Here is a 24,888-nt window from a genome sequence, read left to right on the forward strand (position 1 = left end):
GGCACAGCGCCTAGCACGCCCGTTCCACGAAGATTGGCCAACTCGATCAAAGCACGTGATTTGCCTGATAAAGGCGTCGTTTTCAGGTTTTTTTGGATAGCCGTTCAATTTCAGGCACGGCGTTTGCGTTGAGATTGGCACCAAGGCCCCTGCACATGAAACCGGGGCCATACATAACAAGAAAACAGTGCTCGCCTGAGGCACACCCTGCATTTGTGTGAGGAGAAATCGCGATGACGTCGTACACCTCCGGGACCCCAACCCAGAACCGCACAGCCCCCCAGTCCATCGGGTTTCTCCTACTGGACAATTTCACCCTCATTTCCCTGGCGTCGGCCGTCGAGCCGCTGCGCATGGCCAACCAGCTTTCCGGTCGCGAGCTATACCGCTGGCACACCCTGACCGTCGATGGCGGCCAGGTGTGGGCCAGCGACGGCCTGCAGATCACCCCTGACGCGGCCATGCACAGCGCCCCGCCGATGGATACAGTGATCGTTTGTGGTGGCGTCGGCATCCAGCGCACCGTTACCCGTGAGCATGTCACCTGGCTGCAGGCCCAGGCTCGCCAGTCGCGACGCTTGGGTGCAGTGTGCACCGGCAGCTGGGCCCTGGCCTGCGCCGGTCTGCTCGACGGCTTCGATTGCAGCGTGCACTGGGAATGCCTGGCTGCCATGCAGGAGGCCTACCCGCGGGTCAACATGAGCACCCGCCTGTTCACCCTCGACCGTAACCGCTTCACCAGCTCCGGCGGCACTGCGCCGCTGGACATGATGCTGCACCTGATCAGCCGCGATCACGGCCGCGAACTGTCGGCGGCAATCTCCGAAATGTTCGTCTACGAACGCATCCGCAACGAGCAGGATCACCAGCGCGTGCCGCTCAAGCACATGCTTGGCACCAACCAGCCGAAGCTGCAGGAAATCGTCGCGCTGATGGAGGCCAACCTCGAAGAGCCGATCGACCTGGACGAACTGGCGGTATATGTGTCGGTATCGCGCCGGCAGCTCGAGCGCCTGTTCCAGAAGTACCTGCACTGTTCGCCGTCGCGTTACTACCTGAAGCTGCGCCTGATCCGCGCCCGGCAGCTGCTGAAGCAGACGCCGATGTCGATCATCGAAGTGGCATCGGTATGCGGCTTTGTGTCGACCCCGCACTTCTCCAAGTGCTACCGCGAATACTTCGGCATTCCACCGCGTGACGAGCGCGTGGGCTCCAACACCGCGCAGCAGGTGGCGATGATGCCGATCCCGCAGGCCATGACCCTGTCGCCGCACAGCGGGCCGATGGCGGCCCTGAGCCAGGCGCGCAACGAGTCGACCTTTGCCAGTGTGAGGCTCTGAAACGGAGCCGGCCTCCTCGCGGGTTTGCCCGCTCCCACAAGTACTGCACCGGTTTCAGTAGCGGTGCGGTCCCTGTGGGAGCGGGCAAGCCCGCGAAGAGGCCGGTGCAGGAATACTCGGTCAGGCGCGCTTGTTGAACTGCGCCAACGCCGGCAACAGCTGTTTGTCGATGGCCTGGCGCACCGCCGGCAGGATCGTCGCACTACCGGTATACATCTGCTCCACCATCCCCTTCAGCGCCCGTGCATTGGGCTCGGTCAGCCCACGCACCACCGCTTCGCACGCCTGCTCGGCAGTGGCCCCGGCCGGAATTTCGAACCCGCGCGCGCGCAGGTGGCCTGCCAGATCGTCCTGGTCAATCAAATCCGCATGCATCATGGCTGTTGTCCCTTTTATCGCTAAGAGAGTGCTGCTGTGATTTACGACCGATTCTGTGACGCCGGCGACATGCCCGCAACAACAGAATGGCGCCATGGCTGCTTTGGCTAAGAACAGGTCGTTCCCGGCTAAATCCACCTGCCGCGAGGTGCGCAAACTCAAGCCATCTACCGCAACGGAGGGTTTGGTCACCCTCGTTCGTGCACAGTGGATGTTGCTCGCTCTTGGCCCCGGATGCTCACGGCTTTCCGGGGTTATTTTTTTGCCTGAAGCATCAGCGCAACTGCTGTTGTGACCCTGTCTTGCTCAATACCTGAAGGCGTGTGCATTCTCTGTGGGAGCGGGTTCACCCGCGAATGCGTCGGTAGCTTCACCATCGCATTCGCGGGTGAACCCGCTCCCACAGGGTACGAAGTTTTGTTCAGGACTGGATGTTCAAACCCATTACACGCCCAACGAACTCAGCCGGGGGCATATCCTGCTGCTCATCCACCAAACCTTGCAGCAACCCGACACTACGCTCACTGAACGGCGCCGACTTCGGCCCCGCCAGGTCCACATGCAGCAGCATCTGCTCGCTGGCCGCCAGCGTTTCGTCGAACCCTTCCCGATGCAGGCTGTGGTAGACATGCAGGCGCTTGCGATCGAACCCGATGATCTGCGTCTGCACCCACACCTCGGTCCCTAGCTTCACCTCGTGCAAGTAGTTGATGTGCGCCTCCAGGGTGAACAGCGAGTTACCGCTCTGGCCGCGACTGTCGGCATCCAGGCCGATGCGCTCCATCAGCGCATCGGTGGCGTAGCTGAAGATAAGCAGGTAGAAGGCATCGCGCAGATGCCCGTTGTAGTCGACCCAGTCCTCCTGGACCGGGGTGCGGTAGGTGATCAGTGCGGGCATCGCGTTCTCCTCAGTCGCCGAAAGCCATACCGTGGCTGGCCTTGCTGGTCTTCACCGCTTCCAGCACTGCCAACAGCGTGTCATCACGATAGCGCTCCAACGCGGCGATGCTGCGATCACCCAGTTGCTCGGAGGTCCCTTCGACCACATCGTCGATCAGCTTGTCGGTCAGCTCTGGTGCCGGCAGGTAAGTCCACGGCAGTTGCAGCGCAGGGCCGAACTGGGCCATGAAGTGACGCATGCCGGCATCGCCACCGGCCAGGGTGTAGGTGAGGAAGGTGCCCATGAACGACCAGCGCAGGCCGGCGCCAAAGCGGATGGCATCGTCGATTTCGCCGGTGCTGGCCACGCCGTCGTTGACCAGGTGCAGGGCCTCGCGCCACAGGGCTTCGAGCAGGCGGTCGGCGATGAACCCGGGCACTTCCTTGCGTACGTGCAGCGGGCGCATGCCCAAGGCTGTATAGATGGTCTTGGCGGCTTCGATGGCTTCGGGGGCAGTGCGGTTGCCGCCGACGATCTCGACCAATGGCAGCAGGTAGACCGGGTTGAACGGGTGGCCGACCACGCAGCGTTCGGGGTGGGTGGCCGATTCGTAGAACTCGCTGGGCAGCAGGCCCGAGGTGCTGCTGCCGATGATCGCGTCTGGCTTGGCGGCAGCGCTGATCTTCGCATGCAGGTCGAGCTTCAGGTCCAGTCGCTCTGGCGCGCTTTCCTGGATGAAGTCGGCGTCGCGGACGCATTCCTCGATGGTGGCGACGAACTTCAGCCGGTCTTGTGCTGCACCTGGCGCCAAGCCTTGCTTTTCCAGTGCCGGCCAGGCGTTGGCGATGCGCTTGCGCAAGGCCTGCTCGGCGCCTGGCGCCGGGTCCCAGGCGATCACGTCCAGGCCGTGGGCCAGGGCGCGGGCAACCCAGCCGCTGCCGATTACGCCGCTACCGAGGGCGGCGAAGGTCTTGATCTCGGTGATGAAGGGCATATCGGGTCCTCAGGGTAAACACAGTCGTTAGGGTTAGTACCGATCCTGTGGGAGCGGGCGAGTCGAGGCGTCGAACCGCCGCGAACACCGGCAAAGCCGGTGCCATCCACCGTGTCGCCTGCTTCGCGGGCATGCCCGCTCCCACAGGATTTGTGGCGCTGCTGCAATCTTTGAAAGGAATCAGCGGCGCTTGAGGTTCATTTTTTCCCGGCCTTCTGCCGGGCTGAGCACGCGGCCACCCATGCGAGTGATGATTTCTGCCGCGCGCTCGACCAGCTGGCCGTTGCTCGCCAGCACGCCACGGTCCAGGTACAGGTTGTCTTCCAGGCCCACCCGCACGTTGCCGCCCAGCAGAACCGCCTGGGCGGCCATCGGCATCTGCATGCGGCCGATGCCAAACCCGGCCCAGGTGACGTTTGCCGGCAGGTTGTCGACCATCGCCTTCATGGTGGTGGTGTCGGCCGGCGCGCCCCACGGGATGCCCAGGCAAAGCTGGAACAGCGGGTCGTCGAGCAGGCCTTCCTTGATCATCTGCTTGGCGAACCAAAGGTGGCCGGTGTCGAAGATTTCCAGCTCGGCTTTCACCCCCAGCTCGGTGATGCGCTTGGCGCCGGCGCGCAGTTGGGCCGGGGTAGAGACGTAGATCGAGTTGCCATCGCCGAAATTGAGGGTGCCGCAGTCGAGGGTGCAGATTTCCGGCAGCAGCGCTTCGACATGGGCCAGACGTTCCAGTGGGCCGATCAGGTCGGTACCCGGGCCGAATTCCAGTGGGGTTTCACCCGGGCCGATTTCCAGATCGCCACCCATGCCGGCGGTAAGGTTGACGATGATGTCCACGTCAGCTTCGCGGATGCGTTCCATGACTTCGCGATACAGCGCCACATCACGGCTGAAGCGGCCGGTTTGCGGGTCGCGCACGTGGCAGTGGACTACGGTGGCGCCGGCTTTGGCGGCCTCTACGGCAGACTCGGCGATCTGCTTGGGGGTGACGGGAACAAAATGGCTTTTCGAGGCGGTGTCGCCGGCGCCGGTGAGGGCGCAGGTGATGATGACGTCGTGGTTCATGGCGGGGGTCCTTGTGGTGTCTGTGGTGGCCTTTTCGCGGGTGAACCCGCTCCCACAGGAGCACCGTGGTGTTCCTGGCATGCGCGTAACCTGTGGGAGCGGGTTTACCCGCGAAGGGGCCGGATCAGTTGGCGCCGAGCTTGAGGTTGTCCGCAGCCGGCTTGCCGTCGAAGGTGGTCACACCCTCCAGCCAGCGGGCCTTGTCCTCGGGGTGGTCTTTCAGCCACTGTCGGGCCGATTCCAGCGCATCCTTGTGGTCGAGCAGCGGCTGCATCATGCGGCTCTCGTCCTCGGCGCTGAAGTTCAGGTTGGCCAGCAGGCGGTGGGCGTTGGGGCAGCGTTCGGCATAGTCCGGCGCGGTCACTGTCCACACTGTCGCGCGGCCTTCGTCAGGGCCCAGGGCGTCCTGGCTGTCGCCCAGGTAGACCATGTCGATATTCACGTTCATCGGGTGTGGCGCCCAACCGAAGAACACCACTGCCTCGTTGCGCCGCACCGCGCGGTCGACGGCGGCTAGCATGCCGGCCTCGCTGGATTCGACCAGCTGGAACTTGCCCAGGCCGAACTGGTTCTTGGCGATCATCGCCTTGATCTGGGTGTTGGCGCCGGAGCCTGGTTCGATGCCGTAGATTTTCCCGCCCAGTTCCTTTTCGAACTTGTGAATATCGGCGAACGTCTTCAGGCCCTTGTCGGCCAGGTACTTGGGCACCGCCAGGGTGGCCCGGGCGTCTTCCAGGCTGGGCTTGTCGAGCACCTTGACCTGCTTGGCATCGACGAACGGGGTGATGGTCTGGGTCATGATCGGGTTCCAGTAACCCAGGAACATGTCCAGGCGTTTGTCGCGGATGCCGGCGAAGATGATCTGCTGTGAAGCGCTGGTCTGCTTGGTCTGGTAGCCAAGGCCATCGAGCAGCACCTGGGCCATGGCGCTGGTGGCAATGACATCGGTCCAGTTGACCACGCCCAGACGGACGTTCTTGCAGGCCGCGGGTTCCGCGGCATACAGCGGGGAAGCGACGATAGTGGTCAGGGCTACGGATAACAGGCTGCGGCGGATCAAGCGTTGCATGGTGGCTCTCCATCGGCAGGGCATTTTTTATAGGGGCCGGCCTCTCTGGGCCGTGTGAACACGCTACGCTGCTGCCAGGGTGGTGAATCGCACCCTGGCGACCAACATTTGCACGGAGGCGACCACCTTTGCCGTGGAGCATGCAATGCCGCAAATCATTCATTTCCTGTTGTTGCCCGGGTTTTCGGCCATGGGTTTCATCAGTGCCATGGAGCCACTGCGGGTGGCCAATCGTTTCAAGGGCCCGCTGTACCGCTGGCAGGTGTTGAGCCTGGACGGCGGGCCGGTGCTGGCCAGCAATGGCATGTCGGTAAACGCCGATGCAGCGCTGGCGGCGGGCGAACCTGGCGGCATCCTGCTGATCGTCGCGGGCTTCGAGCCACTGGCCTGTTACGGGCCGGCACTGCAACAGGCGCTACGCCGCCTGGACCATGAGGGGGTGGTGCTGGGGGGTATCGATACCGGGGCGGTGGTGCTGGCCGAGGCCGGCCTGCTCGACGGCCACCGCGCCACCGTGCACTGGGAGGCGCTGGAGGCATTCAAGGAGAACTACCCGAGCCTGCAGGCGACCCAGGAACTGTTCGAAATCGACCGACGGCGCATCACCTGCGCGGGTGGCACTGCCTCGATCGACCTGATGCTCGACCTGATTGCGCAATCCCATGGCAGCGAGCTGGCAGTGCAGGTATCGGAACAATTCGTATTGGGCCGTATTCGGCCGCGGCAGGATCATCAGCGGATGCAGATTGCCTCTCGCTATGGCATCAGCAACCGCAAGCTGGTGCAGGTGATCGGCGAGATGGAAAAGCATACCGAGCCACCGTTGAGTACATTGGAGCTGGCTGCCCGTGCCATGATCACCCGGCGTCAGCTGGAGCGTCTGTTTCGCTTGTACCTGAATGATACGCCCAGTGGTTTCTATCTTGACCTACGTCTGGACAAGGCGCGTCAGCTGCTGTGCCAGACACAGATGAGCATCACGCAGGTCAGCGTGGCATGCGGTTTCGAGCTGCCGTCCTACTTCACCCGCCGCTACAAGAGACGCTTTGGGCGCTGTCCGCGTGAAGAGCGTCAGGCGCTCAAGCCGCAGCTGCCAGATCAGAGTTGATCGAGATCGCATAGCGCCTGGAGGCGGTTTTCGACCTGTTTTCGCCGCGTCTCGAAAGCCCGGAGGTCGAGTTTCGCGCCCAGGTGGTCCAGCTGCAGGGCAAGGCGCGTCCGCGGGGCATCCGGGTCGGTCGAACAGCACAGGTTGAAGATAATCGCCAGCGGGCTGCCGCTGTCATCCACGTCAAACTCGAGGCGCAGGTGCGAGCTGGCCGAGGTGCTGCGCAGCAGGGCGAGGTCTGGCTGTTGCAAACCATGGAGTATGTCCTTGGCAACCCGCTCGAACCCGAGGTTGCGCCTCTGGGGCGCTGGAATCCAGCCGCTGAATACTTCTTGGAACACAGCATCCGTGGGTACGCAATTGATGCTTTTCGTCGTCTGTTCGATCAGTTCGACGCCGCTGTCTTCCAGCCTCTGCAGAAAACGGCTGAACCAGCGCTGGCCATCCTGTTGGCGATCGTGAGCCTGGCTGGCTTCCAGTTGCGCCAGGCGCAGGCAGGCATGAAGGTCTTCCATGGCTTGGGTGGCAGGTTTGGTGGGCATGCTTCTGGCCCTCGCAGCAGGAGTAGGAAGGGGAGCCTGGCGCCGCAGGGCGGCGCCAGGTCCAGGTCAGATGTCCAGCGCCAGGATGTCGAACGCCTGGCTGGCCAGTTTCAGCCTGACGGCTTCGCGCATGGCGCCGAAGTGGCGAACACTGAACGAGCCCTGTTGCGAGGCCCGGTATACCCGGGTGTTCGACTTGTCGATGATGCGGCCAGCGGACCCTGCGGTTTTTTCGGCCTTGTCATAGCTCAGCTGAACGCTGGTCATGTGCATGATCGGCAGGCCTTGCGGAGTCATCTCGCAGGCGGAAATCTGAATGGTGCTGGATTTGCCCGAAACGCTCACGCTGCTTTCTTCAAGCAGTTGCTGCGCCTTCGGTGTTTGCACGATCACTTCGAAGGAGCGTTTTACGCAACGGCTCAGGCGATGGCTGGCGCCGATCTGGACGGTGACGATTTGAGGCACCAGGGTGGCCAGCGTGTGGGTGTCCTTGTCGATTGCTTCCTCGACATGGGCGGCGCCGGTCAGCGTCCAGCCGAACTTGCCCAGGCCGTCGTTGTAGAAGTTGTACCACTCGCGCTGCTGGGTTTCCTTGTCGAACTTCTTGTTCGCCGACAGGTTCATCAGGCGCATGCCATCGAGCACGTCTTCGGCAATGCTGGCGGGTACATCCGGGGCAAAGATGCAGACGGTGTTGGCAACCATGACAGCGCGTTCTTCGCCTTCTTTCTTCAGGGCGGCGATGGCGCTGTTCATGTCGGTCTTGCTGATAGTGGAGGTCATGTCTTGGTTTCCGATCCAGTTCATCATCGGCGCCTCGGGCGAGGCGCCTGGGACGTACTTTGGTTCGGGTCGTCAAGACAGATAAGCCGAAAGCCTTTCCTGCCGAGGAAGTCCCCCTACTGCTGGCCGATGGACTGCAGGTACTCCGAGCGGTCATCGCTGCGCTGTGCCACGCAGGTGTTCCACGCCGCTTCGAACGCCTTGCTGCCGGGCTTCTCGGCGTAGGTTTCGACCTTGCAGTCGGCATCGCGCAGTTGCGTCCACAATTTCTCCGCCGCCTCCATGCGCCCGGCCAAGGCAGCGGCCTTGTCGCCTTCGTCGGCGTACTGGTCGCGAATGCGCTGGATCAGGTCGTCATACGCAGACTTCAGTTCTCGCTCCGCCGTCTGCTTGTTGAACGCCGCGCAAGCGAATGTCTGCTGGTCGCTCTCGACGTTGTCGCATGGGGTGCTTTCTTCCTCGCCGGCCTGGGCGCCCGATACCACCGCCAGCAATACCAGCCATGCCATTGATTTCATCCGTTTTCTCCTCAACAAGGCTGACGAATCGGCTGGATTCTCGCTCAGCCGCAGACAAGACGATAGATCCCTGAAGAAATGTTCATGAAACGGCCGGAAATGTCGTTATCGAGACTGTCTCTCATCGCCAGACGGCGCGCCAGAGGGCGCGATGTCGCGCATTGACGCTTTCGGCAAACCCCCTGTCGTTTTTGCATCGGGGCGCCTTTGGGCACAGGCATATGCTGGCCCCAAAGCGCCGACACAAGGTTTGGCGCAAACCCATTCAATAAAAGGGGACAGCCTGATGAGCCCAGCCGAACTTCACGCCGACAGCATCGTCATCGACGGCCTGATCATTGCCAAATGGAACCGCGAGCTGTTCGAGGACATGCGCAAAGGCGGTTTGACTGCGGCCAACTGCACGGTATCGGTCTGGGAAGGCTTCAAGGCAACCGTCGACAATATCGCCGCCAGCCAGAAGCTGATTCGCGACAACAGCGACCTGGTGATGCCGGTACGCACCACTGCCGACATCCGCAAGGCCAAGGAACTGGGCAAGACCGGTATCCTCTTCGGCTTCCAGAACGCCCATGCCTTCGAAGACCAGATCGCCTACGTCGACGTGTTCAAGCAGCTGGGCGTGGGCATCGTGCAGATGTGCTACAACACCCAGAACCTGGTCGGCACCGGCTGCTACGAGCGTGACGGCGGCCTGTCGGGCTTCGGCCGCGAGATCGTTGCCGAAATGAACCGCGTCGGCATCATGTGCGACCTGTCCCACGTAGGCTCCAAGACCTCCGAAGAAGTCATCCTCGAGTCGAAAAAGCCGGTCTGCTATTCGCACTGCCTGCCATCTGGCCTGAAAGAGCACCCGCGCAACAAGTCCGACGAAGAGCTGAAGTTCATCGCCGACCACGGCGGTTTCGTCGGCGTGACCATGTTCGCGCCGTTCCTGGCCAAGGGCATCGACTCGACCATCGACGACTACGCCGAAGCCATCGAATACACCATGAACATCGTCGGTGAAGACGCCATCGGTATCGGTACCGACTTCACCCAGGGCCACGGCCAGGACTTCTTCGAGTACCTGACCCATGACAAGGGTTACGCCCGTCGCCTGACCAACTTCGGCAAGATCATCAACCCGCTGGGCATCCGCACCGTGGGCGAATTCCCCAACCTCACCGAAACCTTGCTCAAGCGCGGCCACTCCGAGCGCGTGGTGCGCAAGATCATGGGTGAGAACTGGGTCAACGTCCTCAAGGACGTGTGGGGCGAGTAAGCCGCTCTCCAAGCCTGAAAGCCCCTGCCAGCAACGCCGGGGCATCCCAATAAAAAATTTTATGGAGTTGAGTTTCCATGGCCAAGATCGCCCCGCAATTGCCAATCGAAGTAGACAGCGAGACCGGTGTCTGGACCAGCGACGCCTTGCCGATGCTGTATGTGCCGCGCCATTTCTTCGTCAACAACCACATGGGTATCGAAGAAGTCCTGGGCGCTGACAAATACGCCGAGATTCTTTACAAGGCCGGCTACAAGTCCGCCTGGCACTGGTGTGAAAAAGAGGCCGAGTGCCACGGCCTGGAAGGCGTTGCGGTGTTCGAGCACTACATGAAGCGCCTGAGCCAGCGTGGCTGGGGCCTGTTCGAAATCCAGGACATCGACCTCGACAAGGGCACCTGCAGCGTCAAGCTCAAGCACTCTGCCTTCGTGTACGTCTATGGCAAGTGCGGCCGCAAGGTCGACTACATGTTCACCGGCTGGTTCGCCGGCGCCATGGACCAGATTCTCGCTGCCCGCGGCAGCTCGATCCGCACCGTGGCCGAACAGGTCTATGGCGGGTCGGAAGAAGGCCACGAAGATGGCCTGTTCGTTACAAAGCCGTTGTAAGCCGGAGATAGCGTCATGGCATTCGAAGCAATGTTCCAGCCGATCCAGATCGGCAAACTGACCATCCGCAACCGTGTGCTCAGCACCGCGCACGCGGAGGTCTACGCCACTGACGGCGGCATGACTACCGACCGCTATGTGAAGTACTACGAAGAAAAGGCCAAGGGCGGTATCGGCCTGGCGATCTGCGGCGGTTCGTCGGTGGTGGCCATCGACAGCCCGCAGGAGTGGTGGGCATCGGTCAACCTGTCGACCGACCGCATCATCCCGCACTTCCAGAACCTGGCCGACGCCATGCACAAGCATGGCGCCAAGATCATGATCCAGATTACCCACATGGGTCGTCGCTCGCGCTGGGACGGCTTCAACTGGCCGACCCTGATGTCGCCGTCGGGTATCCGTGAACCGGTGCACCGCGCCACCTGCAAGACCATCGAGGTGGAAGAGATCTGGCGCGTGATCGGCAACTACGCCCAAGCTGCGCGTCGCGCCAAGGAAGGTGGCTTGGACGGCGTTGAACTGTCGGCCGTGCACCAGCACATGATCGACCAGTTCTGGAGCCCGCGGGTCAACAAGCGTACCGACGAATGGGGCGGCACCTTCGAAGGCCGCATGAAGTTCGGCCTGGAAGTATTGAAAGCTGTGCGTGCCGAAGTCGGTGACGACTTCTGCGTGGGCATGCGTATCTGTGGTGACGAGTTCCACCCCGATGGCCTCAGCCACGAGGACATGAAGCAGATCGCCGCCTACTACGATGCCACCGGTATGCTCGACTTCATCGGCGTGGTCGGCTCGGGTTGCGACACCCACAACACCCTGGCCAACGTCATCCCGAACATGAGCTATCCGCCGGAGCCGTTCCTGCACCTGGCGGCCGGCATCAAGGAAGTGGTCAAGGTCCCGGTGCTGCACGCGCAGAACATCAAGGACCCGAACCAGGCCACGCGTATCCTCGAAGGCGGCTACGTGGACATGGTCGGCATGACCCGTGCGCACATGGCCGACCCGCACCTGATCGCCAAGATCAAGATGGGCCAGATCGACCAGATCAAGCAGTGCGTCGGTGCCAACTACTGCATCGACCGCCAGTACCAGGGCCTGGATGTGCTGTGCATCCAGAACGCCGCGACCTCCCGTGAATACATGGGCGTGCCGCACATCATCGAGAAGACCACCGGCGCCAAGCGCAAGGTGGTAGTGGTTGGCGCCGGCCCGGCCGGCATGGAAGCGGCCCGCGTGGCTGCCGAACGTGGCCATGACGTGACCCTGTTCGAGAAGAAGGAGCAGATCGGCGGGCAGATCACCATCGCCGCCAAGGCGCCGCAGCGTGACCAGATCGCCGGTATCACCCGCTGGTATCAGCTGGAGCTGGCGCGCCTGAAGGTCGACCTGCGCCTGGGCACCGCCGCCGACGTGGCCGCCATCCAGGACCTGCGCCCGGACATCATCGTGCTGGCGGTGGGTGGGCATTCCTTCCTGGAGCAGAACGAGCACTGGGGCGCCGCCGAAGGGCTGGTGGTCAGCAGCTGGGACGTGCTCGACGGCAAGGTTGCGCCGGGCAAGAACGTGCTGGTGTACGACACCATCTGCGAGTTCACCGGTATGTCGGTGGCGGACTTCATTGCCGACAAGGGTAGCCAGGTCGAGATCGTCACCGACGACATCAAGCCGGGTGTGGCCATGGGCGGTACTACCTTCCCGACCTATTACCGCAGCATGTACCCGAAAGAAGTGATCATGACCGGCGACATGATGCTGGAAAAGGTCTACCGCGAAGGCGACAAGCTGGTGGCGGTGCTGGAGAACGAATACACCGGCGCCAAGGAAGAGCGCGTGGTCGACCAGGTGGTGGTAGAGAACGGCGTGCGTCCTGACGAGCAGCTGTATTACGCGCTGAAGGAAGGTTCGCGCAACAAGGGCCAGATCGACGTGGAGGCGCTGTTCGCCATCAAGCCACAGCCGATCCTCAGCCAGCCGGGCGAAGGCTACCTGCTGTACCGCATCGGCGACTGCGTGGCCCAGCGCAACGTGCATGCGGCGATCTACGACGCCTTGCGCCTGTGCAAGGACTTCTGATCGCACTGGCATGAACACCGCCCCCGAGGGCGGGATTGGCCCCCTGTGGGAGCGGGTTTACCCGCGAATGCGTCAGCACTGACAACATCGTTGCCTGATCGGACGCATTCGCGGGTGAACCCGCTCCCACAGGGTCCGCGCCCCCTCTTCAGAGTGGCGCAAGAATCCAGCTGTTGTGGGAGCCTCCCATGTTGAACACCCTTCTACCCATCCTGCTGTTCGCTGCCCTTGGCCTGGCGGTGCTCGGCGCCCTGCGCCGTGTGCGCATGTGGCGCCGTGGCCGGCCGTCCAAGGTCAACCTGATCGGCGGCCTGCTGGCCATGCCGCGCCGCTATCTGGTGGATTTGCACCATGTGGTCGAACGCGACAAGTACATGTCCAAGACTCACGTGGCCACCGCTGGCGGCTTCGTGCTGTCAGCCGTGCTGGCGATCCTGGTGCACGGCTTCGGCCTGCAGAGCAAGATCCTTGGCTATGCGTTGCTGGTGGCCACCGTGATCATGTTCAGCGGCGCCATCTTCGTCTTCAAGCGCCGCCTCAACCCGCCTTCGCGCCTGTCCAAGGGCCCGTGGATGCGCCTGCCGAAGAGCCTGCTGGCGTTTGCCGTGAGCTTCTTCATCGCCACCTTGCCAGTCGCCGGCATCCTGCCGGCCAACACCGGCGGATGGGTGATGGTGGGCATTCTCGGCCTTGGCGTGCTGTGGGGCGTGTCGGAGCTGTTCTTCGGCATGACCTGGGGCGGCCCGATGAAACATGCCTTCGCCGGTGCGTTGCACCTGGCCTGGCACCGCCGCGCCGAACGCTTCGGCGGCGGCCGTTCCACTGGCCTCAAGCCGCTGGACCTGGAAGACCCGAACGCGCCGCTGGGCGTGGAAAAGCCGGTGGACTTCACCTGGAACCAGCTGCTGGGCTTCGATGCCTGCGTGCAGTGCGGTAAATGCGAAGCCATGTGCCCGGCTTTTGCTGCCGGCCAGCCGCTGAACCCGAAAAAGCTCATTCAGGACATGGTCATCGGCCTGGCCGGTGGCACCGACGCGCAGTTCGCCGGCAGCCCATACCCGGGCAAGCCGATCGGTGAGCATGGCGGCCACCCGCACCAGCCGATCGTCAATGGCCTGGTCGACGCCGAAACACTCTGGTCGTGCACCACCTGCCGTGCCTGCGTCGAGGAATGCCCGATGATGATCGAGCACGTCGATGCCATCGTCGACATGCGCCGTCACCTCACCCTGGAAAAAGGCGCCACCCCGAACAAGGGCGCCGAAGTGCTGGACAACCTGATCGCCACCGACAACCCGGGCGGCTTCGCCCCTGGCGGGCGCATGAACTGGGCCGCCGACCTCAACCTGCAACTGCTGTCGGAGGTGAAATCCACCGAGGTGCTGTTCTGGGTCGGTGACGGTGCGTTCGACATGCGCAACCAGCGCACCCTGCGCTCGTTCGTCAAAGTGCTCAAGGCTTCGGGCGTGGACTTTGCCGTGCTCGGCCTGGAGGAGCGTGACAGCGGCGACGTGGCGCGCCGTCTGGGCGATGAAGCGACCTTCCAGCAATTGGCCAAACGCAATATCCAGACGCTGGCCAAGTACAAGTTCCAGCGCATCGTCACCTGCGACCCGCACAGCTTCCATGTGCTGAAGAACGAGTATGGCGCTCTCGGCGGCGACTATCAGGTGCAGCACCACAGCACCTACATCGCCGAACTGATCGCAGCGAAAAAACTCAACCTGGGCCAGCACAAGGGTGGCAGCGTCACCTACCACGACCCTTGCTACCTGGGCCGTTACAACGGCGAATACGAAGCCCCGCGTGAAGTACTCAAGGCGCTGGGCATCGAAGTGCGCGAAATGGAGCGCTCGGGCTTCCGCTCCCGCTGCTGCGGTGGTGGCGGCGGTGCGCCGATCACCGACATCCCTGGCAAGCAGCGTATCCCGGACATGCGCATGGACGACATTCGCCAGACCGAGGCCGAGCTGGTGGCCGTGGGTTGCCCACAGTGCACCGCGATGCTCGAAGGCGTGGTCGAACCGCGCCCACAGATCAAGGACCTGGCCGAGCTGGTTGCCGACGTATTGATCGAAGAGGATGCGCCGGCCACCGCAAAGCCGCAAACGGCCAAACGTGAACCTGCGGAGGTGCACTGATGAGCGACATTATCCGCCGCGACCCGCGCGCCGAGTGGATCGCCCGTAACCGTCTGCACCCGCTGCATGCAGCGATGCAGACGCAGCAGACCAGCTGGATGGGGCCCAACGGCCTCATCCGCAAGAACCCCCATGCGATTGCCGCGGGTTTCATCGGCCCGGCCGGGCTCAAGCGTATCGACCGCAGCGGCGCCCAGCAGGGTACCGCTGTGGGCGGGCGACGCACGGCGGCGGCCGAGGTCAAGCTGCCCCTGTACCAGGTGCCGGCGCCGGCGTTCTACATCGCCGTTGTACCGGACATGGTCGGTGGTCGCCTGAGCAGCCACGACCGTGACCTGCTCGGCCTGGCCCACAGCCTGGCCGGCAGCGACGGTGCGGTGCTGGCAGTGGTGTTTGGCGAGCACAAGGAAAGCAACTTTTCCACAGCCGGGGTCGACCGCCTGCTGGTCATCGAGGGCGAAGCCTTCGAAGGTTATGCACCGGAGCAACTGGTGCAGGGCCTGCGTGCTGTGGATAACCAGTTCACCCCACGTCACTGGCTGCTGCCCGACAGCCGCACTGGTGGCGGCGAACTGGGCCGGCGCCTGGGCGCGGCACTGGGCGAGCGCCCGGCGACGCGGGTTTGGCAGGTCAAGGACGGCCAGTGCATCGGCCGTGCCGGTGCCGGCCAGCAAGACCTGCAGCGCGCCGTCCCACGCTTGATCCTGGCGGCGGCAGAGTGCGCCGAGCCAGTCAGCGAGACCCGTCACGAAGCGCTGCCCGTGGAGTTGTCCACAAGCGTGGCGCGCAGCCTGTCGCGCATCGAAGACCTCGGCTCGGTGGCCGTGGACCCGGCCACCATTGCCATGGCCGAGGCCGAGTTCATCGTCTCGGGCGGCAACGGCGTCAAGGACTGGGACCTGTACCACAGGGCCACCGCGGCCCTGGGCGCCACCGAAGGCGCCTCGCGGGTGGCGGTGGACGACGGTTTCATGCCGCGTAACCGCCAGGTGGGTGCCACCGGCACCTGGGTTACCGCACGGGTCTACGTGGCTGTGGGTATCTCGGGCGCGATCCAGCACCTGCAGGGCATCGGTGCCTGCGACAAGGTGGTGGCGATCAACATGGACCCGGGCTGCGACATGATCAAACGGGCTGACCTGTCGGTGATTGGCGACAGTTCGGCGATTCTCCAGGCACTGATCGAGGCTGTGGACAACTACCGCAGCGGCGGCCAGCGCGACGCGGCATAAGGGCACGACCATGAGTACGAAAGTGATCAGCCTGGTTTCCATCGGTGCCCACCCCAGCTCGGGCCGCGCTCGCCGCGCCGAGCAGGATGCGCGCGCTGTGGAGCTGGGTTTGCAGCTGGCTGGGGATAACTTGCAGGTGGTGCATGCCGGCGACCCCCGGGAAGAAGCGCTGCGCGCCTACCTGGGCATGGGCCTGGACCATCTGGATGTGCTGGAGCAGCCCGCCGGTGCCGACGTCCTGGGCGTCCTCGGCGATTACCTGCGCGACGCCGGGGCACAGCTGGTGCTGACCGGCAGCCAGGCCGAGACCGGCGAAGGCTCGGGCATGCTGCCCTTCCTGTTGGCGGAAAAGCTCGGCTGGCCGCTGATTGTCGGGTTGGCTGAAGTGGAATCGATCGACAACGGCACCGCCCAGGTACTGCAGGCGCTGCCGCGTGGTCAGCGGCGTCGGCTGAAAGTGCGCCTGCCGTTGCTGGCGACTGTGGATAACGCTGCGCCCAAGCCGCGCCAGAGCGCTTTCGGGCCGGCGCGCCGGGGCGTACTGGCGGCGCGCAACGTAGCGATTGTCGAAGATGCGCTGCTGGCCGAAGCCGAACTGCAACCAGCTCGCCCGCGGCCCAAGCGGCTTAAGGTGATCAAGGCCAAGAGCGGTGCCGACCGGATGAAGGCGGCGACTGCCAAGGCCAGTGGCGGCGGGGGCAAGGTGTTGAAGGACGTTTCTCCACAGGAAGGCGCCGAGGCCATCCTCAAGCTGCTGGTTGAAGAGGGCGTGCTGCGCTGAAGCCGTACGCGGTCCCGTGTAGGAGCGGCCTTGCGTCGCGATGGGCTGCGCAGCAGCCCCGGCAATCTTGAGTCGTAGTCGAGATCCTGGGGCCGCGCTGCGGCCCATCGCGACACAAGGCCGCTCCTACATTCGATGCTCAGCATTGAGCAAATGTTTTTGCCCACCAAATCTGTTCGCCAACATGTGGATAAAATGTTGGCGCATGGCCGCAGCCCTTGTATCACGCCACTTCCCTCTATTTGATCAAAAAGCGATCAGCCTCTGTCGCGGCATGCACATACCCTGCACATCAGCAGCTTCGTGATTTTGCCCACAATCGCTGTTAGCCGGTCTGTGGATAATCTGTTCGATAGCGGCTGCAAGCCGCGCAGTCAGAGGCTTCTAGAGATTTGATCAAAAAATGATCAAAGCTGCGTTTCTGGAACTCAAACCTTGCTAATCAGTAACTTCGGGCGCTTATCCACAACCCCGCTGCAATTGGTTTCGCGGTTGCTAACAATCTCTGTTGGTGTCTCTGTGGATAAGATGTATGAACACCGCTGCACCCTAGTGGGCATGCGGGATTGACCGGGTTGATCAAATAATGATCAGCCTGCTGGGGCGAGTGGTGCGCAGGGAGGGGGTGACACGCGGGCGGGGGAGCAAACGGGGAAGGCAGTCCCCGCCACCGAACAACGTTCAATGGCGGGGGATCGGGCTTATTGTGCCTGTACTTCCTTCAGGTAAGGCGCAGGTTCTGCGCCCAGGTTGTTCAGCACACGCTGGCTGTACCAGTCGATGAAGTTGACCACACCAAACTCATAAGTCTTCGAGTAAGGCCCAGGCTGATACGCAGTGGAGTTGATCCCGCGCTGGTTCTCTTCCGCCAGACGACGGTCCTGGTCGTTGGTGGCGTCCCACACCTTGCGCATGTTTTCCGGGTTGTAATCCACGCCTTCCACAGCGTCCTTGTGCACCAGCCACTTGGTGGTGACCATGGTTTCCTGGGCGCTGATCGGCCACACGGTGAACACGATCATGTGGTCGCCCATGCAGTGGTTCCAGGAGTGCGGCAGGTGCAGGATGCGCATCGAGCCCAGGTCCGGGTTCTTGATGCGGCCCATCAGCTTCTTGCAGGCCTGCTTGCCGTCCATGGTCATCGACACGGTGCCTTTGAGCAGCGGCATGCGCACGATACGGTTACGCAGGCCATGGCTCTTGTGCAGGTACGGGATCTTCTCGGCTTCCCAGGCGGCAGCGGAGGCGGCCACGTGGTCCTTGAATTCCTGGCTGGCGCGTGGGTCGTTGGTGTCGTCCCATTCCAGCAGGGTTTGCAGCAGCTCCGGGTGCGAACCGTTGCAGTGGTAGCACTCGCGGTTGTTTTCCAGTACCAGCTTCCAGTTGGCCTTTTCCATCAAGGTGGTCTGTACCGCCACCTTGGTGTTTTCCATGTCGTACGGTTCCATGTAGTGGTCCAGAGTGGCCAGGAACTCGTCGATGGCAGGCGGGTTTTCCGCCAGGCTGATGAAGATGTAGCCGCCGGCGACCTTCACGTTCACTGGCTTCAGGCCATACTGGTTCATGTCGAAGTCGGCACCCATTTCGGTGCCGGCGAACAGCAGGCGGCCGTCCAGCTCGTAGGTCCACTGGTGGTATGGGCAGACCAGCTTGGCCACTTTGCCCTTTTCGCTGACGCACAGGCGCGAACCACGGTGGCGGCAGACGTTGTGGAAGGCATGCACCTTACCTTCGGCGCCACGCACCACGATGATCGGGTTCTTGCCGATCTGCAGGGTGATGTAGTTGCCCTTGGCCGGGATCTCGCAGGTCATGCCGGCGATCAGCCACTCCTTGTGGAAGATCTCCTGCATGTCGATCTGGAACAGACGCTCGTCGGTGTAGAAAGGCTGGGGCAGCGAGTAGGTGCGCTCGCGGGTCTGCAGCATCTCGGCGGTGGCCTTGCGTGCAGGTTCCAGTGGATCGCCCAGGCTCAGGGTTGCGGTGACGTCCATCGTGTATTCCTCGGGGCCGTGTGCGGCCGGCAAAAGGTGGCTAATCGTTGTTGTGCCGCAAGGCTGTTCTCACGGCTCTTTGTTTCAACAGCAGGCTGGTTGTTTTGCCGTGGAGTGTGCGTCCGAAGGCGTCGTGAACCGTATCCATGGGCGACATGGCCGAATTGAATTACGACTCCGCAGCCCTTGTGGTGCGCGGCTGGTCGCGATAAGCACGCCGATGTCGCTGGCAGGAATGTACGTTGCTCTCAGCTTGCGCATTATCCAAGCCATAAAAAGGCCAATAGTCGGCTGCTGGAGATGAACATGTCCGATACCTTCCTCAATCCGGTCACTACCCAGACCTGGGCCAACGGCCGCCACATCGTGCGCTGCGTCAAGGTCATCCAGGAGACCTGGGACGTGCGCACGTTCTGCTTCATGGCCGACCAGCCGATCATGTTCTTCTTCAAGCCAGGGCAGTTCGTCACCCTGGAGCTGGAGATCGAAGGCAAGCCGGTGATGCGTTCCTATACCATTTCCAGTTCGCCGTCGGTGCCGTACAGCTTCTCGATCACCGTCAAGCGCGTGCCGGGTGGCCTGGTTTCCAACTTCCTGCACGACACCATGCACGAAGGCGCCGAGCTGCCGGTGCACGGCCCGGTGGGGCTGTTCAACGCCATCGATTTCCCGGCGCAGAAGGTGCTGTACCTTTCCGGCGGTGTCGGTATTACGCCGGTCATGTCGATGGCCCGCTGGTTCTACGACACCAACGGCAATGTCGACATGGTCTTCGTGCACAGCGCCCGTTCGCCGAAGGACATCATCTACCACCGCGAGCTGGAGCAGATGGCCTCGCGCATCCCCAACTTCAGCCTGCACATCATTTGTGAAAAGCATGGCCTGGGTGAGCCTTGGGCGGGTTATCGCGGCTACCTCAACCAGCGCCTGATGGAGCTGATCGCGCCGGACTACATGGAGCGCACGGTGTTCTGCTGCGGCCCGACGCCCTACATGAGCGCGGTCAAGCGCATGCTCGAAGCGGTCGGCTTCGACATGAAGAACTATCACGAGGAATCGTTCGGTGCGACGCCGCCCGAGGCCAAGGCCGATGCGGTGGAGCACGCCGAGCAGGCGGCCGACGCGCCGGAGCTGGATGCGGCCGATCTCAACCTGGTGGAGTTCATCGGCAGCGAGAAGAGCATCCGTATCGCCCCGGGCGAGACCGTGCACGCGGCGGCCGCCAAGGTTGGCCTGATGATCCCGAAAGCCTGTGGCATGGGTATCTGCGGCACCTGCAAGGTGCTCAAGCTGGGCGGCGAAGTGGAGATGGAACACAACGGCGGCATTACCGAAGAGGACGAAGCCGAGGGCTACATCCTGTCATGCTGCAGCGTGCCGAAAGGGGATGTGCGGATCGATTACTGATCCGCAATCACAGGGGGCTGCTTTGCAGCCCATCGCGACACAAGGCCGCTCCTACAGGGGATCGCGTACTTCCTGTAGGAGCGGCCTTGTGTCGCGATGGGCCGCAAAGCGGCCCCAGGTTTTTCAGGTACGGAAGCGCGCCACCAACCCATTCAGATCCACGGCCAAGCGCGACAACTCCGCACTCGCCGCACTGGTCTGATGCGCCCCGGTAGCACTCTGCACCGACAGATCATTGATGTTCACCAGGTTGCGGTCCACTTCCCGCGCCACCTGCGCCTGCTCTTCCGCCGCGCTGGCAATCACCAGGTTACGTTCGTTGATCTGTGCCACCGCCCCGGCGATGGTGTCCAGCGCCATGCCTGCGCCACGTGCAATGTTCAGGGTGGATTCGGCGCGCTCGGTGCTGGTGCGCATCGATTCCACCGCTTCTTCCGTACCCCCCTGAATACTGCCGATCATCCGCTCGATCTCACTGGTCGACTGCTGGGTACGATGAGCCAGCGCCCGCACCTCATCGGCCACCACGGCAAAACCACGGCCCGCCTCACCTGCACGCGCCGCCTCGATGGCGGCGTTCAGCGCCAGCAGGTTGGTCTGGTCGGCCAGGCCACGGATCACATCCAGCACCTTGCCAATATCGCGCGACTGTTCGGCCAGGTGAGTGATCAATTTGGCAGTAGCCTGCACATCGCCGCTCATGCGCTCGATGGCACCCACGGTCTCCATTACCAAGTCACGCCCATCACCGGTGGAGCGGCTGGCTTCACTGGATGCTTCCGAGGTGCTCACGGCATTGCGCGCCACTTCTTCCACAGCGCTGGTCATTTCAGTCACCGCAGTGGCAGCCTGTTCGATCTCGTTGTTCTGCTGTTGCAGGCCACGGGCACTTTCGTCGGTGACGGCATTCAATTCTTCGGCCGCCGAGGCCAGCTGGGTAGCGGAGCCAGCGATCTGTTGCAGGGTGTCGCGCAGCTTGTCCTGCATGCGGGCCATGGCGCGCAGCAGGCGTGCGGCTTCATCGGTGCCTTCGGCGCGGATGATGTGGGTCAGGTCTCCGTCGGCGACCTGTTCGGCGCTCTTGAGTGCTTCTTCGATCGGCTTGACGATGCTGCGGGTCAGCAGGAAGGCGCAGACGAAAGTCAGTACGGTGGCGGCGACCAGCAGGCCGATCACCAGGGCGAAGGCAGCGGCATACTGGTTGGCAGCCTTTTCGTTGGTGGCGCGGGTCTGGTCGGTATTGATACGCACCAAGGTGTCCATGACCTTGTTGATCTGTTCGGAGTTGGCCAGCAGGTCGCGGTTGAGCAGGTCGCGCAGTTCGTCGACGCGGTCGGCCTGGCTCAGGCTGCGCATGCGCGACTCAAGCTGGCGGTACTGGTTGAGCAACAGGCCGTACTGGTCGAACGCGGCTTGTTCGTCGGCGGCGCCGATCATTGGCAGGTAGGCCTGGCGTGCGCGGTCGATCTGGCTGTTGCGCTCGTCCAGCAGGCTCAGGGTCTCGCGCTGGGTTGCCGGCTCGCGGTTGAGCAGCAGGCGGTAGGAGAGGGTGCGCATGCGCAGGTTCAGGGCGGTGAGCTCGTCGAGGATCTTGATGCTTGGCACGCTGACCTGTTCGATGACGACGCCGGCCTGGCGGATGTTGCCCATCTGGATGAGCGAGAAGATACCGAGGCCAAGCATCAGCAGGCCGATGAGCGCGAAACCGAGCAGCGCGCGCGGGGCGATGTTCATATTGCGTAGAGACATGGAGGGGACGATCCAGGCAAGGAAAAAATGGGTGCGCAAGTGCGACAAAACATGACTTGCCGGGCTATCGGTTGTGACTGCTCAGTCTTGAGTGCTATTGGCGAAAATTGTGAGGTTGCTAACCTTTTCCTGACCGGCGGTTGACCCAGGTCGGAACAAGGGGGTGGTTCCTCTGTCAATCTGCGGGTTAGACACCTTGTGAATCCGATATTTAATGGCGATGGGCCGCACTTTTCTTTATCGTGTGCGCCCCTCGCAACAACCTGAGATAGACCCATGCTGGAAGCTTCCCTTAACCAAATCGAGCAACTGGTCAGCGACCTGATGCAGAAGAACGCTCAACTCACCGAGCAGAACACCGCCCTCGGCCAGGAACTGGCCCAGGCCAAGGAAGAGAACGAAACCCTGCAGCTGTCGCTGATGGAGCAGGAAGAGAAGAACGGCAGCACCGCCGCACGCCTGCAGGCCCTGCTCGAGCGCGCCAACGCCGGCGTCGTAGGCGCATGACACTGCGAGCGCAGCCGATCAATGTCGTGTCGATCCTCGGCAACGACTATTCGATCAAGGCGCCTGAAGGCCAGGAAGCGACCCTGGCCCAGGCGGTGCAGATGCTCAACACCGCCCTGGCCCAGACCAAGCGTCAGTACCCGACCCTGATCGGCGACAAGTTGCTGGTACTGGCCGCGCTGAACCTGTGTTCGCGGCAGATCGAACTGCAGGATGAGCACCGCAAGACGCTGGAGCGTACTCAGGCGCAGATCGACGCCACGGTGGATGCCATCGTTCGGACCATGGCCGAACAATAAGGTCTTGCTTCGATCTCTGTGGGAGCGGGTTCACCCGCGAATGCGATAATTGATCCACTGACGCATTCGCGGGTGAACCCGCTCCCACAGGGGCATCTGATTGCTTCAGGTCACTGGATTAACTGGATACGCAAGTGTATACACTTTCCGCAAAACAATAATTATGCGGGAGTAGAGTATGCGTATCTGGCGTAAGAGCATCCAATGGCAGTTGATCACCAGCATGGGCGCCGCCCTGCTGGCGAGTATCCTGGTGGTGGTCATCATTTTCACGGTGGCGCTCAACCGCCTCACTGAGCGCTACCTGGTCGACACCGCCCTGCCCGCCAGCATCGAGGCCATCCGCAACGACATTGAGCGCATGCTTGGCCAGCCGCTGGTGGCGGCGGCGGACATCGCCGGCAACACCCTGCTGCGCGACTGGTTAGCCGCCGGCGAAGACCCCGCGCAGGTCGCACCATTCATCGAATACCTGACCGCCGCCAAGCAGCGCAACCAGGCCTTCACCACTTTGTTCGTCTCGACCGAAACCGGCCACTACTACAACGAGAATGGCCTGGACCGTACCCTCAGCCGCAGCAATCCCAAGGACAAATGGTTCTACGGCTACATCGACAGCGGCGCCGAACGCCTGATCAACATCGATATCGACGGCGCTACCGGCGAGCTCGCCCTGTTCATCGACTATCGCGTGGAAAAGAACGGCCAACTGGTCGGTGTGGCCGGCATGGGCTTGCGCATGACCGAGCTGTCGAAATTGATCCATGACTTCAAGTTTGGCGAGCACGGCAAGGTGTTCCTGGTGCGTAACGATGGCCTGATCCAGGTTCATCCGGACGCTGCCTTCAGCGGCAAACGCCAGCTCACGGAACAGCTTGGCACGGATGCCGCCAAGGCGCTGATGACCGGCGGCCAAGGCCTGCGCAGCAGCCGCTTCAGCCGTGACGGTGAAAGCTACCTGGCGCTCGGCCTACCCCTGCGCGACCTCAACTGGACCCTGGTTGCCGAGGTGCCCGAGGAGGAAATCTACGCGCAAATGCATCAGGCGGTATGGCTGACCAGCCTGATTGGTGGTGCGGTGGCCCTGGTCTCGCTGCTGCTGGTGGTGCTGCTGGCGCGTGGACTGGTGCGGCCGATCCGCCGCGTGACCGCGGCGTTGGTGCAGATTGGCAGTGGCGCAGGTGACCTCAGTCACCGGCTGGACGATTCACGCCAGGACGAACTGGGTGACCTGGCGCGTGGCTTCAACCGTTTTCTCGACAGCCAGCGCCGCTTGATCGGCGAGGTACTGCACACTTCCGAGCGGCTGCACCTGGCGGTCGAGCAGGTGACACAGGTGGTGGACAACACCGCCGAGCGTTCCGGACGCCAGCAGGAAATGACCGAAATGGTCGCTACCGCCGTGCACGAAATGGGTTTGACCGTGCAGGACATTGCCCGCAATGCCGGCGATGCGGCCCAGGCCTCGCAGTCGGCGCGGGAGGAAGCCTTGCAAGCGCGTGAAGTGGTGCAACGCTCGATTCGTGGTATCGAGGGGATGTCGGGTGATATCGGCAAGGCGGCCGATGCAGTCAGCCGGTTGGCTGATGAAGTAGCCTCGATCGACGAAGTTCTCGCAGTGATCCGTAGTATTTCCGAGCAGACCAACCTGCTGGCGCTGAATGCCGCCATCGAGGCGGCCAGGGCAGGGGAGATGGGGCGTGGGTTTGCCGTGGTGGCTGATGAGGTGCGTACTTTGGCCCGGCGCACGCAGCTGTCCACCGACGAAGTGCAGCAGATGATCCAGCGCTTGAAGCAGGGCGCGGGTTCGGCGGTGAGTTCGATGCAGGCGGGGCAGCAGGCTACCGGCAGTGGCGTGGAGTCGAGCCAGCGTACCGGGGCGTCGTTGGGCGCGATTACCGACCAGGTGGAGCACATCAGCGACATGAACCATCAGGTGGCTACTGCGACCGAAGAGCAATCGGCGGTGACCGAGGAGATCAACCGTACGGTGCAGGGGATTTCCGACCTGGCGCGGGAGACGGCGGCAGAGGTGCAGGGCTGTCGCGAAGAGTGCCAGGCGCTGCGTGGCCTGGCCGATGACCTGGCGCGGCAGATGGGTGGGTTCAGGCTTTAGATCAGTGTTGGCTTCTTCGCGGGTAAACCCGCTCCCA

The 24,888-nt window shown here is 62.7% G+C and carries 22 protein-coding genes and 2 pseudogenes; 13 read left to right on the forward strand and 11 right to left on the reverse strand.

The genetic code is table 11. From position 1 onward, the window contains the following. Window positions 1-233: 233 nt before the first annotated feature. Complete coding sequence (gene gbdR, locus JV551A3_RS02770; RefSeq protein WP_112251398.1) at window positions 234-1,340, forward strand: choline metabolism transcriptional regulator GbdR; 1,107 nt, start codon at window positions 234-236, stop codon at window positions 1,338-1,340. A gap of 120 nt (window positions 1,341-1,460) precedes the next feature. On the opposite strand, the gene JV551A3_RS02775 is transcribed toward gbdR, so the two are convergent. The 5 genes from JV551A3_RS02775 to choX all read right to left on the reverse strand — a co-directional run bounded on the left by JV551A3_RS02775 (window position 1,461) and on the right by choX (window position 5,726). Then, the gene (locus JV551A3_RS02775; protein ID WP_046614493.1) at window positions 1,461-1,718 is read right to left on the reverse strand and encodes a hypothetical protein; all 258 of its coding nucleotides are present in this window, start codon (window positions 1,716-1,718) and stop codon (window positions 1,461-1,463) included. 421 nt (window positions 1,719-2,139) lie between these two features. Continuing rightward, the gene (locus JV551A3_RS02780) at window positions 2,140-2,616 is read right to left on the reverse strand and encodes a thioesterase family protein (protein WP_133969974.1); all 477 of its coding nucleotides are present in this window, start codon (window positions 2,614-2,616) and stop codon (window positions 2,140-2,142) included. A 10-nt stretch (window positions 2,617-2,626) separates the two neighbouring features. Next, complete coding sequence (locus JV551A3_RS02785) at window positions 2,627-3,592, reverse strand: L-carnitine dehydrogenase (RefSeq protein ID WP_133969975.1); 966 nt, start codon at window positions 3,590-3,592, stop codon at window positions 2,627-2,629. A 180-nt stretch (window positions 3,593-3,772) separates the two neighbouring features. Continuing rightward, window positions 3,773-4,657: a beta-keto acid cleavage family enzyme gene (locus JV551A3_RS02790; protein WP_133969976.1), complete on the reverse strand. Its 885-nt coding sequence runs from the start codon at window positions 4,655-4,657 to the stop codon at window positions 3,773-3,775. 124 nt (window positions 4,658-4,781) lie between these two features. After that, window positions 4,782-5,726: a choline ABC transporter substrate-binding protein gene (choX, locus tag JV551A3_RS02795; RefSeq protein WP_133969977.1), complete on the reverse strand. Its 945-nt coding sequence runs from the start codon at window positions 5,724-5,726 to the stop codon at window positions 4,782-4,784. A gap of 145 nt (window positions 5,727-5,871) precedes the next feature. Here choX and JV551A3_RS02800 point away from each other — a divergent pair, with 145 nt between their 5' ends. After that, window positions 5,872-6,834, forward strand: coding sequence for a GlxA family transcriptional regulator (locus JV551A3_RS02800; RefSeq protein ID WP_133969978.1), 963 nt, complete (start codon window positions 5,872-5,874; stop codon window positions 6,832-6,834). Here the strand turns inward: JV551A3_RS02800 and JV551A3_RS02805 are convergent. From JV551A3_RS02805 to JV551A3_RS02815, 3 genes are all read right to left on the reverse strand, one after another. Continuing rightward, entirely contained in the window at window positions 6,825-7,376 is a 552-nt protein-coding gene (locus JV551A3_RS02805; RefSeq protein WP_133969979.1) for a hypothetical protein, read from the reverse strand. The genes JV551A3_RS02800 and JV551A3_RS02805 overlap by 10 nt on opposite strands. 66 nt (window positions 7,377-7,442) lie before the next feature. Beyond that, entirely contained in the window at window positions 7,443-8,159 is a 717-nt protein-coding gene (locus tag JV551A3_RS02810) for a hypothetical protein (protein WP_235874534.1), read from the reverse strand. Window positions 8,160-8,275: 116 nt separating this feature from the next. Then, window positions 8,276-8,677 carry a lysozyme inhibitor LprI family protein gene (locus tag JV551A3_RS02815; protein WP_112251414.1) on the reverse strand — a complete coding sequence of 134 codons (402 nt, stop codon included), beginning with the start codon at window positions 8,675-8,677 and terminating at the stop codon, window positions 8,276-8,278. Between the two features lie 286 nt (window positions 8,678-8,963). Between JV551A3_RS02815 and JV551A3_RS02820 the strand changes: the two genes are divergently transcribed. The 6 genes from JV551A3_RS02820 (at window position 8,964) to etfB (ending at window position 16,779) form a co-directional block, all read left to right on the forward strand. Next, complete coding sequence (locus tag JV551A3_RS02820; protein ID WP_003257506.1) at window positions 8,964-9,941, forward strand: dipeptidase; 978 nt, start codon at window positions 8,964-8,966, stop codon at window positions 9,939-9,941. Window positions 9,942-10,018: 77 nt separating this feature from the next. Continuing rightward, a complete protein-coding gene (locus JV551A3_RS02825; protein ID WP_013970507.1) occupies window positions 10,019-10,549 on the forward strand; it encodes a DUF5943 domain-containing protein in 531 nt (176 codons plus the stop codon). A gap of 15 nt (window positions 10,550-10,564) precedes the next feature. After that, window positions 10,565-12,625 carry a dimethylglycine demethylation protein DgcA gene (gene dgcA, locus JV551A3_RS02830; RefSeq protein ID WP_025337383.1) on the forward strand — a complete coding sequence of 687 codons (2,061 nt, stop codon included), beginning with the start codon at window positions 10,565-10,567 and terminating at the stop codon, window positions 12,623-12,625. A gap of 188 nt (window positions 12,626-12,813) precedes the next feature. Continuing rightward, window positions 12,814-14,766 carry a dimethylglycine demethylation protein DgcB gene (dgcB, locus tag JV551A3_RS02835; RefSeq protein ID WP_133969981.1) on the forward strand — a complete coding sequence of 651 codons (1,953 nt, stop codon included), beginning with the start codon at window positions 12,814-12,816 and terminating at the stop codon, window positions 14,764-14,766. Continuing rightward, window positions 14,766-15,998: an electron transfer flavoprotein subunit alpha gene (etfA, locus tag JV551A3_RS02840; RefSeq protein WP_133969982.1), complete on the forward strand. Its 1,233-nt coding sequence runs from the start codon at window positions 14,766-14,768 to the stop codon at window positions 15,996-15,998. Before dgcB ends, etfA begins: the two co-directional genes overlap by 1 nt. 10 nt (window positions 15,999-16,008) lie before the next feature. Then, window positions 16,009-16,779, forward strand: coding sequence for an electron transfer flavoprotein subunit beta (etfB, locus tag JV551A3_RS02845; protein WP_133969983.1), 771 nt, complete (start codon window positions 16,009-16,011; stop codon window positions 16,777-16,779). Between the two features lie 701 nt (window positions 16,780-17,480). On the opposite strand, the gene gbcA is transcribed toward etfB, so the two are convergent. After that, a complete protein-coding gene (gene gbcA / locus JV551A3_RS02850) occupies window positions 17,481-18,773 on the reverse strand; it encodes a glycine-betaine demethylase subunit GbcA (RefSeq protein ID WP_133969984.1) in 1,293 nt (430 codons plus the stop codon). 306 nt (window positions 18,774-19,079) lie between these two features. Between gbcA and gbcB the strand changes: the two genes are divergently transcribed. Beyond that, window positions 19,080-20,180, forward strand: a complete 1,101-nt coding sequence (gene gbcB, locus JV551A3_RS02860; RefSeq protein WP_085626183.1) for a glycine-betaine demethylase subunit GbcB — start codon at window positions 19,080-19,082, stop codon at window positions 20,178-20,180. Between the two features lie 123 nt (window positions 20,181-20,303). On the opposite strand, the gene JV551A3_RS31290 is transcribed toward gbcB, so the two are convergent. After that, window positions 20,304-21,176 carry a methyl-accepting chemotaxis protein gene (locus tag JV551A3_RS31290; RefSeq protein WP_404943662.1) on the reverse strand — a complete coding sequence of 291 codons (873 nt, stop codon included), beginning with the start codon at window positions 21,174-21,176 and terminating at the stop codon, window positions 20,304-20,306. Beyond that, a pseudogene (locus JV551A3_RS31295) lies at window positions 21,159-21,929 on the reverse strand (MCP four helix bundle domain-containing protein); the annotation flags it as partial. The gene JV551A3_RS31290 and the pseudogene JV551A3_RS31295, both read right to left, overlap by 18 nt. Window positions 21,930-22,205: 276 nt before the next feature. Here JV551A3_RS31295 and JV551A3_RS02870 point away from each other — a divergent pair. From JV551A3_RS02870 to JV551A3_RS31305, 4 genes and pseudogenes are all read left to right on the forward strand, one after another. Continuing rightward, window positions 22,206-22,436 carry a hypothetical protein gene (locus tag JV551A3_RS02870; RefSeq protein WP_025337390.1) on the forward strand — a complete coding sequence of 77 codons (231 nt, stop codon included), beginning with the start codon at window positions 22,206-22,208 and terminating at the stop codon, window positions 22,434-22,436. Further along, on the forward strand, window positions 22,433-22,735 hold the full coding sequence (locus JV551A3_RS02875) for a cell division protein ZapA (protein WP_133978310.1): 303 nt from the start codon (window positions 22,433-22,435) through the stop codon (window positions 22,733-22,735). Before JV551A3_RS02870 ends, JV551A3_RS02875 begins: the two co-directional genes overlap by 4 nt. Before the next feature lie 223 nt (window positions 22,736-22,958). Beyond that, window positions 22,959-23,987: pseudogene (locus tag JV551A3_RS31300) on the forward strand (HAMP domain-containing protein); the annotation flags it as partial. 135 nt (window positions 23,988-24,122) lie between these two features. Continuing rightward, window positions 24,123-24,851 carry a methyl-accepting chemotaxis protein gene (locus JV551A3_RS31305; protein ID WP_372239042.1) on the forward strand — a complete coding sequence of 243 codons (729 nt, stop codon included), beginning with the start codon at window positions 24,123-24,125 and terminating at the stop codon, window positions 24,849-24,851. Window positions 24,852-24,888 lie beyond the last annotated feature (37 nt).

The sequence above is a fragment of the Pseudomonas inefficax genome (genome assembly GCF_900277125.1).
Lineage (GTDB): Bacteria > Pseudomonadota > Gammaproteobacteria > Pseudomonadales > Pseudomonadaceae > Aquipseudomonas > Aquipseudomonas inefficax.

Coding starts and splice junctions, on each gene's coding strand:
- gbcA (WP_133969984.1), bottom strand. CDS start 18,773: ATGGACGTCACCGCAACCCTGAGCCTGGGCGATCCACTGGAACCTGCA.
- etfA (WP_133969982.1), top strand. CDS start 14,766: ATGAGCGACATTATCCGCCGCGACCCGCGCGCCGAGTGGATCGCCCGT.
- choX (WP_133969977.1), bottom strand. CDS start 5,726: ATGCAACGCTTGATCCGCCGCAGCCTGTTATCCGTAGCCCTGACCACT.
- JV551A3_RS02810 (WP_235874534.1), bottom strand. CDS start 8,159: ATGACCTCCACTATCAGCAAGACCGACATGAACAGCGCCATCGCCGCC.
- JV551A3_RS02775 (WP_046614493.1), bottom strand. CDS start 1,718: ATGATGCATGCGGATTTGATTGACCAGGACGATCTGGCAGGCCACCTG.
- JV551A3_RS02805 (WP_133969979.1), bottom strand. CDS start 7,376: ATGCCCACCAAACCTGCCACCCAAGCCATGGAAGACCTTCATGCCTGC.
- JV551A3_RS02800 (WP_133969978.1), top strand. CDS start 5,872: ATGCCGCAAATCATTCATTTCCTGTTGTTGCCCGGGTTTTCGGCCATG.
- JV551A3_RS02785 (WP_133969975.1), bottom strand. CDS start 3,592: ATGCCCTTCATCACCGAGATCAAGACCTTCGCCGCCCTCGGTAGCGGC.
- JV551A3_RS02870 (WP_025337390.1), top strand. CDS start 22,206: ATGCTGGAAGCTTCCCTTAACCAAATCGAGCAACTGGTCAGCGACCTG.
- JV551A3_RS02790 (WP_133969976.1), bottom strand. CDS start 4,657: ATGAACCACGACGTCATCATCACCTGCGCCCTCACCGGCGCCGGCGAC.
- JV551A3_RS02815 (WP_112251414.1), bottom strand. CDS start 8,677: ATGAAATCAATGGCATGGCTGGTATTGCTGGCGGTGGTATCGGGCGCC.
- JV551A3_RS02820 (WP_003257506.1), top strand. CDS start 8,964: ATGAGCCCAGCCGAACTTCACGCCGACAGCATCGTCATCGACGGCCTG.
- JV551A3_RS02875 (WP_133978310.1), top strand. CDS start 22,433: ATGACACTGCGAGCGCAGCCGATCAATGTCGTGTCGATCCTCGGCAAC.
- dgcA (WP_025337383.1), top strand. CDS start 10,565: ATGGCATTCGAAGCAATGTTCCAGCCGATCCAGATCGGCAAACTGACC.
- JV551A3_RS02780 (WP_133969974.1), bottom strand. CDS start 2,616: ATGCCCGCACTGATCACCTACCGCACCCCGGTCCAGGAGGACTGGGTC.
- etfB (WP_133969983.1), top strand. CDS start 16,009: ATGAGTACGAAAGTGATCAGCCTGGTTTCCATCGGTGCCCACCCCAGC.
- dgcB (WP_133969981.1), top strand. CDS start 12,814: ATGTTGAACACCCTTCTACCCATCCTGCTGTTCGCTGCCCTTGGCCTG.
- gbcB (WP_085626183.1), top strand. CDS start 19,080: ATGTCCGATACCTTCCTCAATCCGGTCACTACCCAGACCTGGGCCAAC.
- JV551A3_RS02825 (WP_013970507.1), top strand. CDS start 10,019: ATGGCCAAGATCGCCCCGCAATTGCCAATCGAAGTAGACAGCGAGACC.
- JV551A3_RS31290 (WP_404943662.1), bottom strand. CDS start 21,176: ATGGCCCGCATGCAGGACAAGCTGCGCGACACCCTGCAACAGATCGCT.
- JV551A3_RS31305 (WP_372239042.1), top strand. CDS start 24,123: ATGGTCGCTACCGCCGTGCACGAAATGGGTTTGACCGTGCAGGACATT.
- gbdR (WP_112251398.1), top strand. CDS start 234: ATGACGTCGTACACCTCCGGGACCCCAACCCAGAACCGCACAGCCCCC.